The 10,060-nt window shown below is 52.6% G+C and carries 9 protein-coding genes and 1 other annotated feature; of the genes, 5 read left to right on the plus strand and 4 right to left on the minus strand.

Annotated elements, in window-relative coordinates; genetic code table 11:
- Positions 1-75: 75 nt before the first annotated feature.
- Together J5069_RS22120 and tyrA are read left to right on the plus strand one after the other, a co-directional pair.
- Positions 76-1,149, plus strand: a complete 1,074-nt coding sequence (locus J5069_RS22120) for a 3-deoxy-7-phosphoheptulonate synthase (protein WP_264645858.1) — start codon at positions 76-78, stop codon at positions 1,147-1,149.
- A 6-nt stretch (positions 1,150-1,155) separates the two neighbouring features.
- Positions 1,156-2,277: a bifunctional chorismate mutase/prephenate dehydrogenase gene (gene tyrA, locus J5069_RS22125; RefSeq protein WP_264645859.1), complete on the plus strand. Its 1,122-nt coding sequence runs from the start codon at positions 1,156-1,158 to the stop codon at positions 2,275-2,277.
- Between the two features lie 45 nt (positions 2,278-2,322).
- Here the strand turns inward: tyrA and pheA are convergent, their stop codons facing one another.
- The 4 genes from pheA to bamD form a co-directional block, all read right to left on the minus strand.
- The gene (gene pheA, locus J5069_RS22130; RefSeq protein ID WP_264645860.1) at positions 2,323-3,480 is read right to left on the minus strand and encodes a bifunctional chorismate mutase/prephenate dehydratase; all 1,158 of its coding nucleotides are present in this window, start codon (positions 3,478-3,480) and stop codon (positions 2,323-2,325) included.
- A gap of 53 nt (positions 3,481-3,533) precedes the next feature.
- Positions 3,534-3,657, minus strand: a sequence feature (Phe leader region).
- Entirely contained in the window at positions 3,609-3,656 is a 48-nt protein-coding gene (pheL, locus tag J5069_RS22135) for a pheA operon leader peptide PheL (RefSeq protein WP_196907589.1), read from the minus strand. (Overlaps the previous feature by 48 nt.)
- 160 nt (positions 3,658-3,817) lie before the next feature.
- Positions 3,818-4,150 (minus strand): ribosome-associated translation inhibitor RaiA, encoded by a 333-nt coding sequence (gene raiA, locus J5069_RS22140; protein ID WP_264626123.1) that lies wholly within the window; start codon positions 4,148-4,150, stop codon positions 3,818-3,820.
- Positions 4,151-4,474: 324 nt separating this feature from the next.
- On the minus strand, positions 4,475-5,209 hold the full coding sequence (gene bamD, locus J5069_RS22145; protein ID WP_264645861.1) for an outer membrane protein assembly factor BamD: 735 nt from the start codon (positions 5,207-5,209) through the stop codon (positions 4,475-4,477).
- 133 nt (positions 5,210-5,342) lie between these two features.
- Here bamD and rluD point away from each other — a divergent pair, with 133 nt between their 5' ends.
- From rluD to clpB, 3 genes are all read left to right on the plus strand, one after another.
- Positions 5,343-6,320 (plus strand): 23S rRNA pseudouridine(1911/1915/1917) synthase RluD, encoded by a 978-nt coding sequence (rluD, locus tag J5069_RS22150; RefSeq protein WP_264645862.1) that lies wholly within the window; start codon positions 5,343-5,345, stop codon positions 6,318-6,320.
- Positions 6,321-6,330: 10 nt separating this feature from the next.
- Positions 6,331-7,065: a purine nucleoside phosphorylase YfiH gene (gene yfiH, locus J5069_RS22155; protein WP_264645863.1), complete on the plus strand. Its 735-nt coding sequence runs from the start codon at positions 6,331-6,333 to the stop codon at positions 7,063-7,065.
- Between the two features lie 135 nt (positions 7,066-7,200).
- On the plus strand, positions 7,201-9,780 hold the full coding sequence (gene clpB, locus J5069_RS22160; protein ID WP_264645864.1) for an ATP-dependent chaperone ClpB: 2,580 nt from the start codon (positions 7,201-7,203) through the stop codon (positions 9,778-9,780).
- Positions 9,781-10,060 lie beyond the last annotated feature (280 nt).

Genomic DNA, 10,060 nt, shown 5'->3' on the forward strand with positions numbered 1-10,060 from the left:
TCTTGTGGTATCTTGGAATCAATGTGGCGGCGGAAAGCGCGCTACGCTACTCAAGAACTGTCCAGGAAAATGAACATGCAAAAAGATTCGCTCAACAACATCAATATCGCCGATGAACAAGTACTGATCACGCCCGATGAGCTTAAAGCAAAATTCCCGCTCAATGTGCAAGAGGAGCAGGCCATTGCCACTGCGCGCCGTACCATTTCCGATATTATCCACGGTCGTGATAACCGTTTATTGGTGGTGTGCGGACCCTGCTCCATTCACGACACGGATGCGGCGTTGGAGTATGCCCGCCGCTTGCACACCCTATCAGATGAATTGAGCGATCGGTTGTATATCGTCATGCGTGTTTACTTTGAAAAACCACGTACTACCGTCGGTTGGAAAGGCCTTATTAACGATCCTTACATGGATGGCTCCTTCGACGTGGAAGCGGGTTTACACATTGCACGTGAGCTGCTGCTGAACCTGGTGAACATGGGTCTGCCTCTGGCGACTGAAGCCTTGGATCCCAACAGCCCGCAATATCTGGGCGATCTGTTCAGTTGGTCAGCGATTGGTGCGCGTACCACTGAATCGCAGACGCACCGCGAAATGGCCTCAGGCCTTTCGATGCCTGTAGGGTTCAAGAACGGCACCGATGGGAGCCTGGGTACGGCGATTAATGCGATGAAGGCAGCGGCAATGCCACACCGTTTTGTGGGTATCAACCAAACCGGCCAGGTGTGCCTGCTGCAAACCCAGGGTAACAGTGACGGCCATGTTATTTTGCGTGGCGGCAAGCAGCCTAACTACAGCGCACAAGACGTAGCGGAGTGTGAAAAACAGATGCAGGCAGCGGGCTTAACACCTTCACTCATGATAGATTGCAGCCATGGCAACTCGAACAAAGATTACCGGCGTCAACCGCAGGTGGTGTCATCGATTGTCGAACAAATTAAAGCCGGTAACCGTTCCATTATTGGCCTGATGCTGGAAAGTCATATTCATGAAGGCAATCAATCATCGGAGCAACCGCGTTCGGCAATGCAATATGGTGTGTCGGTGACGGATGCCTGTATCAATTGGGAAAGTACCGATGCGTTGCTGAGATCGGTGCATCAGGAGCTAGGGGCGGTACGCCGTTCATCGTTAGGAGAATAACAGAACATGGTTGCAGAACTGACCGCGTTGCGGGATCAGATTGACGAGGTAGATAAGGCGCTGCTTGGTTTGTTGGCGCGCAGGCTGGCATTAGTGGCAGAAGTGGGAGAAGTGAAAAGCCGCTATGGTCTCCCTATCTATGCTCCCGATCGCGAGGCTGCGATGCTGCGTTCTCGGCGTGAAGAAGCCGAGGCCCTCAACGTGCCCGCGGATCTTATTGAGGACGTTCTGCGACGGGTGATGCGAGAATCCTACGCCAGTGAAAATGACAAAGGCTTTAAGACCCTGTGTCCGCAACTGCGGCCTGTTGTCATCGTGGGTGGGCGCGGGCAGATGGGACGTATGTTTGAAAAAATGCTGCGTCTGTCCGGCTACGAAGTCAGGCTGCTGGAAAAAGAGGATTGGCCGCAGGCCGAGAGCCTGTTGGCGGATGCCGGCATGGTGATCGTTAGCGTGCCAATTCACGTCACGGAACAGGTGATTGCGCAGTTACCGCGCCTGCCGGAGGATTGCATTCTGGTGGATCTGGCTTCGGTGAAAAATGGGCCATTGCAGGCAATGTTGGCAGCACATTCCGGCCCCGTCGTGGGTTTACACCCGATGTTCGGACCGGACAGCGGCAGCCTTGCCAAGCAAGTGGTGGTGTATTGCGATGGCCGCCAGCCTGAAGCTTACCAATGGTTGCTGGAGCAAATTCAGGTATGGGGTGCCCGACTGCATCGCATCAGCGCGGTTGAACACGATCAAAATATGATGTTTATTCAGGCATTGCGTCACTTTGCCACTTTTGCCTATGGGTTGCATCTGGCGGAAGAGAATGTGCAACTTGAGCAATTGCTGGCGTTATCTTCACCGATTTACCGGTTGGAGTTGGTGATGGTGGGGCGACTGTTCGCGCAAGACCCGCAGCTTTATGCCGATATCATCATGTCATCGGAAAATAACCTGGCCTTGATCAAACGCTATTACGCCCGTTTTGGCGAGGCAATTGCGCTGTTGGAAAGCAAGGACAAAGCGGCGTTTATCGCCAGCTTCAAGAAAGTGGAGCACTGGTTTGGCGATTACGCCCAGCGTTTTCAGGTGGAAAGTCGCGCCTTGCTGAAACAGGCTAACGACAGCCGCATCTAGAGATCAGTAGCGGTGCTCCCAGCCATGGGGCCGGGAGCACTACACTCAGTGCATCTCAACCGGGACGACGTTCTCGCTGGGGTAACAGCCGAGCACTTTCAACGAGCGTGTAATGCCCGACAACTCTTTCAGCGCTTTTTGTAATCCATCTCCGCGCAGGTTAGCCTGCACATCAATATAAAACATCTCTTCCCAGGGGTTGCCGTAAATAGGGCGAGATTCCAGTTTTGTCATAATGATGTTGTGTTCGCGCAGTACCAGCAGGGCTTCCACCAATGCCCCCGATTGCTGACCCGTTGCCATAATCAAGGTGGTTTTGGCTGGCACTTGCTCTGAAACATCAATCGGCTTGCGCGCCAACACGATAAAGCGGGTGGTGTTTTGGGTCTGATTTGCCAGGTTATGTTCTAGCACGCGCAGTTGATAAAGTAATCCACCGGCCTCGCTGCCCAGCGCGGCGGCGTGTGGTGAATTCAATGATGCTACTTTTTCCATTGCCGCCGCGGTGCTTTCACAATACTCGATTTTCCACTGTGGATAGCGCTGGATAAAATGGCTGCACTGTTGGAAGGGCTGTGGATGACTGTAGACGGTGGTGATTTGGCTCAAATCCGTGTCGGTGGCGACCAGCATGCAGTGATCGATAGGGTGGGTGAGTTCGCCCACAATCGACAGACCGGTATGTTGCAGTAGATCGTACACGTCATTGATTGCACCTGACGTGGTGTTCTCAATGGGCAGTACGCCGTAGTCTGCCTGACCGGTTTCCACCATCGTAAAGATATCCTGAAACTTCAGGCAGCCACACTCAACCAACTGCTCAAAGTGGCGTGCGGTGTATTGCCGGGCTGCCAGATGGGAGTAGGAGCCTTTGGGGCCCAGAAAGGCGACGCGCGCCGAGTGAGAGCCGGTAGGGTTAAGATGGTGCTGCAACAGCGCCTGCTGCGTTAGCACCGAGTCTTCAATAATCAGTTGAAACAGGCGCGTAATATAGTGCCCATCAAGATGATAGGGTTTTGCCGCTTCGATAAGCTTATCCAGTAAATCTCTTTCTCGTTCTTTGTCGCGAATTGGGCGATGCGTATGTAACTTCGCGCGTGCCACTTCCAATGCCAACTCTCGCCGTTCGGCAAGCAGTTCAAGCAGTTTTAAATCCAACTCGGTGATGCGCTCGCGTAAGGCCAGTAAAGGGTTGTCTGTCATGGTTGTGTTACCTGTAAACTCATTTTATCCATACGGTGCGTATAAATAAGTGCATAAAAAAAGCCCCCTGTTCAGGAGGCTTTCTGGTTCGTCTTCGTATTCTTTCAATATGACGAATCGCCTCCCAATCATGGGAAGGTAAAAAAGAATACGAAGAAAAACGGTGTGTGGCTCATTGGGTTCCTGTTAAGCGCTGGCGCTTTCATGGGTAAAAGTACCCCTGTAAAGTAACTGCTGGCTTTTCGTTCTGTCAACTAAAAAGCGAAGGGTCTTATCTTCAGAAACAAAAACGCGCCCTGACGGCGCGTTGTTGGCTACGGTAATCTGAAGGTTGCGGTTATGACAACTCAATATCTGCGTCTTTGACACCGGCCGTCGTTGCTCGACGAGCTTCTCCCTTATGCTGCATCTTGTTCAGTTGGCGCTCCAGTTTGGCGAGCAGCTCATTAATGGCAGCGTACATATCCTCATGCTTGGCGCTGGCGACCAAGGGACCATTGGGTGTGCTAATGGTCGCGTCGGCAACAAAACCCACCGGTTCTTTGGATAAAATAATATGTGGGTTAATCAGGTGAGTTTGCCATTTATCCAGCTTGGTTAGACGGTCTTCAACATGCTGACGTATTGCGGGGGTGATTTCCATTTGCTTACTGGTAATGTTGATCGTCATATAACATACCTCTCTGCTTTTGCCGTCTCACTTAGATAGCTTCAGCATAGCCGTAAATGGGATAAAAATCGTGATCTACATCACTTTTATTTGGCTGGTCGGATCACCGCGTTGCAATTTGTGAAGCACATAGAGGAAGCGTGACACAAGGCTTGAGACCTGATGCAACTGGTGGCATTATCAATGGGATCGATAGCGTCCAGACAAGGGCAGTGGCGGGGTTATGCTCGGGTACTGTTCCCGCGTTGGAATAAAAAAACGGCAAATCAAGGTTGCCGTTTTTTTATGTTTGCGCGTGTGGGTGGGGGCCGTATTGCTTTCCCGTTAAGCGGGATTGGCCTCGGCAATTTTCGCGACTTTATCCGCCTGACCCAGCAGTCGGAGTTCTCGATAAGCATTTTCCATCAACGGAAGCGCTCTTTTCGTCGCTTGCGTGTCCGGGAAATCACGCATCATTTGTTCTACACGATTAACAACGGCGACGTAGGCACCGCGTTTGGTGTAGTATTCCGCCACTGAAAGTTCGTATTTGGCTAAACGCTCTTTCAGGAATACCAGACGTTTGCCCGCATCCGTGGCAAACTGGCTGCGAGGATACGCTTGCAGCAACTGGCGGAAGTCACGAAAAGCCGCGCGTGCATATTGCGGATCGCGGTCAGAGCGGTCAACGCCGAAGAATCCCTGAAGTGCGCTATCATCCTGAGCCATGTTGGTTAAACCACGCATGTACAGCACATAGTCCACGCTCGGGTGAGTCGGGTTAAGGCGCAGGAAACGGTCAATGGAGGCTTGCGCCATCGCCAGTTCTGCGGATTTGTAGTAAGCATAAATCAGGTCAAGCTGCACTTGCTGAGAATAAGGCCCGAAAGGATATCGGTTATCCAATGCTTCCAACTGCGTGATTGCTGCTTTAAAGTTACCGTCCTGCAATTTTTGTTGAGCGGTAGCATAAATTTCAGAAGGCGGACTGTCTGGAACCGTATCCTTGGAGCTGCCGGAGCAACCCGCCAGCGCCAGGCTCAACGTGGCTGCAGCCACCAGATATTTCATACGCATCATAACGTTTTGATTATCCTCAGAGTGTTATGCCGGGAGACTGGCCGTTACGCTCCCGGGTAAGACTAGCTACAATAGTACATTATTTTAAACGGCATCGCCGCGAAAACCCAACGTTAACGAAGAAGCTGCAACTATGGCACAACAAGTACAACTCACCGCAACGGTGGCTGAGTCTCAACTCGGTCAACGGTTAGATCAGGCTTTGGCCGAATTGTTCCCTGATTATTCACGTTCTCGCATAAAAGAATGGATCCTGGACGATCGGGTACAGATTAACGGCAATGTGATAAATAAGCCAAAAGAGAAAGTGTTAGGCGGTGAAGCCATTACGATTGATGCCTTGATCGATGAAGAGGTTCGCTGGGAAGCACAAGATATCGCACTGGATATCGTTTATGAAGATCAAGACATTCTGGTGATCAATAAACCGCGCGATCTGGTGGTTCACCCGGGGGCGGGCAACCCGGATGGCACGGTGCTGAATGCGCTGCTGCACTATTTCCCGGCGATTGGTGACGTACCGCGTGCGGGCATCGTGCACCGCCTGGATAAAGACACCACGGGATTGATGGTGGTGGCGAAAACCGTGCCTGCGCAAACGCGGCTGGTAGAATCGCTTCAGGCGCGTGAAATCACGCGTGAGTATGAGGCCGTTGCGATTGGCCGTATGACGGCGGGAGGCACGGTCAATGAACCAATGAGCCGCCATCCCACCAAACGCACCCATATGTCGGTGCATCCCATGGGAAAACCGGCCGTCACCCATTACCGCATTATGGAGCATTTTCGCAACCATACGCGCCTACGCCTGCGTCTTGAAACGGGTCGCACGCACCAGATTCGTGTTCACATGGCGCACATCAATCACCCGCTGGTGGGCGATCAACTTTATGGCGGCCGTCCTCGCCTGCCCAAAGGGGCATCAGAGGAACTGGTGACAGCACTGCGCACGTTCGATCGCCAGGCGTTACACGCGACCATGCTGCGCCTGTATCATCCCATCAGTGGGATAGAAATGGAGTGGCATGCACCCATCCCACAAGATATGGTTGATTTGATTGAGGTATTAAAAGCGGACGCCGAAGCGTTCAAAGATCAATATGACTGGTGATGAGAGGCTGATGACGAGCGAACTGATACTGCCTGACTGGCCTGCGCCGCAATCTGTGCGCGCCTGTAGTACCACGAGAAGGGGAGGCGTGAGCCAAACGCCCTATGATTCGTTGAATCTTGGTGCGCACGTAGGCGATCGGCCAGAGGCGGTGTTAGCTAATCGCCAGCGGCTGGTCACGCTGGCTGATTTGCCGGCCATGCCGCAGTGGCTAAATCAGGTGCATGGAACACAGGTGGTTTCATTGTCGTCTTCGACGTCAGGCGTGTTAACCGCTGATGCCGCCTATACCAACCAACCCGGTCTGGTGTGTGCGGTGATGACGGCAGACTGTTTGCCCGTGCTATTTTGCTCGGATAGCGGTGATGAAGTGGCCGCTGCGCACGCGGGCTGGCGTGGCTTGTGTTCTGGTGTGCTGGAGGCGACATTGCATCACTTTCGCGCCCCCACATCGTCCGTGATGGCATGGCTTGGGCCGGCGATCGGGCCGCAGGCGTTTGAGGTTGGCCCAGAGGTGCGTGATGCGTTCATTGAACAGCACCCTGCTGCGGCAGACGCTTTTATCGCTAAGGATAACAAGTTTATTGCCGATATCTACCAACTGGCTCGTTTACGCTTGCAGGCTCAGGGCGTGACGAAAATTTTTGGTGGCGATGCCTGTACTGTGACTCAGGCCGACAAATTTTTCTCGTATCGCCGCGATGGAACCACGGGTCGTATGGCAAGTTTAATCTGGCTGATATAACCTACTGAATTAAGACGATCCATGGCAAGTAACTGCAGTCTTCTCATTATTACTGGCAAAATAATCTTGAAATTTTGAGGGATGACCTCATTTAATCTCCAGTAGCAATTTTGACCAGTATGTATGGGAGGAGTTATGCGTCTGGATCGTCTTACCAATAAATTCCAGCTTGCCCTTGCGGATGCGCAATCTCTGGCGCTCGGCAAGGATCATCAATTTATCGACCCGTTACACGTCATGAGTGCGCTGTTGCAGCAGGAGGGCGGTACGGTCAGCCCGCTGTTAACCACGGCAGGTGTAAACGCTGTTCGTCTGAAAACTGACATTGAACAGGCCATCACGCGTTTACCTCAGGTGCAGGGCGTTGATGGCGATGTGCAACCCTCCAATGAACTCGTCCGTACTCTCAATCTGTGCGACAAGATTGCACAGAAGCGCGGCGATGCATTTATCTCTTCTGAACTGTTTCTGCTGGCGGCGCTCGATACTCGCGGCACGTTGAGCGATCTTCTGGCGCGTGCAGGGGCAACCAAAGAAGCCGTCTCGAAAGCCATTGATCAGGTACGTGGTGGTGAACAGGTGAACGACCAAAACGCGGAAGATCAGCGACAAGCGCTTAAAAAATTCACCATCGATTTAACCGAACGCGCTGAACAGGGCAAATTGGACCCGGTTATTGGTCGTGATGAAGAGATTCGCAGAACCATTCAGGTACTGCAACGCCGTACCAAAAATAACCCGGTGCTGATCGGTGAACCTGGCGTCGGGAAAACGGCAATCGTAGAAGGATTAGCGCAGCGTATCGTCAACGGCGAAGTGCCTGAAGGGCTTAAACACAAGCGCGTGCTGTCGTTAGATATGGGGGCACTGATTGCGGGTGCTAAATACCGTGGTGAATTCGAAGAGCGCCTGAAAGGTGTGCTGAACGATCTGGCAAAACAGGAAGGCAGCGTCATCCTGTTTATCGATGAGTTGCATACCATGGTTGGCGCGGGCAAAGCGGACGGCGCAATGGATGCGGGTAACATGCTGAAGCCCGCATTGGCGCGCGGCGAGTTGCATTGCGTTGGCGCGACCACGCTGGACGAATACCGGCAATACATTGAGAAAGACGCTGCGCTGGAACGCCGATTCCAAAAGGTGTTTGTGGCGGAACCCAATGTTGAAGACACGATTGCGATTCTGCGTGGGCTTAAAGAACGTTATGAATTGCACCACCACGTGCAGATCACTGACCCGGCGATTGTGGCGGCGGCCATGCTGTCGCACCGCTACATTGCTGACAGGCAACTGCCGGATAAAGCCATTGACCTGATTGATGAAGCGGCATCAAGCATTCGTATGCAGATGGATTCGAAACCGGAATCTCTGGATCGTCTGGACCGGCGTATCATTCAGTTAAAACTGGAACAGCAGGCGCTGAAAAAAGAGTCCGATGAGGCCAGTCAAAAGCGGTTGTCTCTGCTGAACGAAGAGCTTGAACAGAAAGAGCGCGACTACTCCAAACTTGAAGAAGAGTGGAAAGCAGAGAAAGCGTCTCTCAGCGGTACGCAAAATATCAAGGCCGCATTGGAACAAGCGAAAATCGAGCTGGAGCAGGCGCGCCGTCAGGGCGATCTCGCGCGTATGTCCGAGTTGCAGTATGGGCGCTTGCCCGAGCTTGAAAAACAGCTAGCGGCGGCGACGCAGGCGGAAGGTAAAACCATGCACCTGTTACGCAACAAAGTGACCGACGCCGAAATTGCCGAAGTGCTAGCAAGATGGACGGGAATCCCCGTCGCGCGCATGCTGGAAAGTGAACGAGACAAGCTGCTGCGTATGGAGCAACAGCTTCATCAGCGCGTTATCGGGCAAGATGAGGCTGTCACTGCCGTGGCGAACTCGATTCGTCGCAGTCGCGCAGGGCTCTCCGATCCTAACCGACCCATCGGATCGTTCCTGTTCCTGGGGCCGACCGGGGTGGGGAAAACCGAGCTGTGTAAAACGCTGGCGGCCTTCTTGTTCGATAGCGATGACGCCATGGTGCGCATCGATATGTCTGAATTTATGGAAAAGCACTCAGTGTCTCGTTTGGTCGGTGCACCTCCGGGATACGTGGGGTATGAAGAAGGGGGATACCTCACCGAAGCGGTTCGGCGGCGCCCTTATTCCGTGATCCTGCTCGATGAAGTTGAAAAAGCCCATCCTGATGTATTCAACATCCTGTTGCAGGTACTCGACGATGGGCGTTTGACGGACGGGCAAGGCAGAACGGTGGATTTCCGTAATACGGTTATCGTGATGACATCCAACCTTGGTTCCGATCTCATTCAGGAACATTTCGGTGAAATGGATTATGTTGGCATGCGTGACATGGTTCTTGATGTGGTGAGCCATCGTTTCCGGCCGGAATTTATCAACCGTATCGATGAGGTCGTGGTCTTCCACCCATTGGGCCAGGCGCACATCATGTCCATCGCACGTATTCAGTTGCAGCGGTTGTACAAACGACTGGAAGAGCGTGGTTATCAGGTCACGATGACCGAGGCTGCATTGGAGCAATTGGGGCTGAGTGGTTTTGACCCGGTTTACGGTGCCCGACCCCTTAAACGCGCTATCCAGCAGCAGATTGAAAATCCATTGGCCCAGGAAATCCTGTCGGGCAAATTGATTCCGGGGAAACCGGTCACCTTGGATATTGATGGCAACGAAAAGCACATTGTTGCCAGGCAGTAATTAATGCATTGTTATATATGGCTAAAATACCAGGCGGCACAGTTGTGCCGCTTTTTTTATACTGACTGGTTGTGTTAAAAATGAGCGCTTGGAATTTTTTTTGCATTTAGCGCTTGTCAGGGCGAAAGAAATCCCTATACTGCGCCTCCACTGACACGGCAACAGCGACACGCGGTTGTGGTAACGGTAAGAAGTAAAACAGGAAAGCCGAACGCGAAATTGAAAAATTAACGTTGACTTTTCAGCGGTGCAGCGTAATATACGCCTCCCGCGCCACGGT

It is taken from the genome of Candidatus Symbiopectobacterium sp. NZEC127 (assembly GCF_025962675.1).
Taxonomy (GTDB): Bacteria; Pseudomonadota; Gammaproteobacteria; order Enterobacterales; family Enterobacteriaceae; genus Symbiopectobacterium.